General features: G+C 54.3%; 1 rRNA gene. It reads right to left on the bottom strand.

Annotation, left to right across the window (positions count from 1 at the left end):
- A 16S ribosomal RNA gene (locus N790_RS05705) occupies positions 1-654 on the bottom strand; the annotation flags it as partial.
- Between the last annotated feature and the right edge of the window lie 175 nt (positions 655-829).

Here is an 829-nt window from a genome sequence, read left to right as displayed (position 1 = left end):
CTCTAGTCCGCCAGTATCCACCGCCATTCCCAGGTTGAGCCCGGGGCTTTCACGGCAGACTTAACGAACCACCTACGCACGCTTTACGCCCAGTAATTCCGAGTAACGCTTGCACCCTTCGTATTACCGCGGCTGCTGGCACGAAGTTAGCCGGTGCTTATTCTTCCGGTACCGTCATCCTCCCGACGTATTAGGTCGGAAGATTTCTTCCCGGACAAAAGTGCTTTACAACCCGAAGGCCTTCTTCACACACGCGGCATGGCTGGATCAGGCTTGCGCCCATTGTCCAATATTCCCCACTGCTGCCTCCCGTAGGAGTCTGGACCGTGTCTCAGTTCCAGTGTGGCTGATCATCCTCTCAGACCAGCTACGGATCGTCGCCTTGGTGAGCCTTTACCTCACCAACTAGCTAATCCGACATCGGCTCATCCAATCGCGCAAGGCCTTGCGGTCCCCTGCTTTCACCCTCAGGTCGTATGCGGTATTAGCGTAAGTTTCCCTACGTTATCCCCCACGACTGGGTAGATTCCGATGTATTCCTCACCCGTCCGCCGCTCGCCGGCATCGTATTGCTACGACCCGCTGCCGCTCGACTTGCATGTGTTAGGCCTGCCGCCAGCGTTCACTCTGAGCCAGGATCAAACTCTTCAGTTAAAGCTTAAAGCTTTGTCTGCAGAAGTCCGACCTTGGCTTCTTATCGCTTGATAACTCAATTGACTTAAAGCTCTTGGCTAGACGTCTGCAAGAAATGGACTCATCCATCCCCTACAGGCGCCCGCACAAATTTCCTGCGCACACTGTCAAAGATCAATCACTTGCGAAGTCTTTC

It is taken from the genome of Arenimonas malthae CC-JY-1 (genome assembly GCF_000747075.1).
In the GTDB taxonomy this organism is placed as follows: domain Bacteria; phylum Pseudomonadota; class Gammaproteobacteria; order Xanthomonadales; family Xanthomonadaceae; genus Arenimonas; species Arenimonas malthae.
This window is presented reverse-complemented; position numbering and strand designations above follow the sequence as displayed.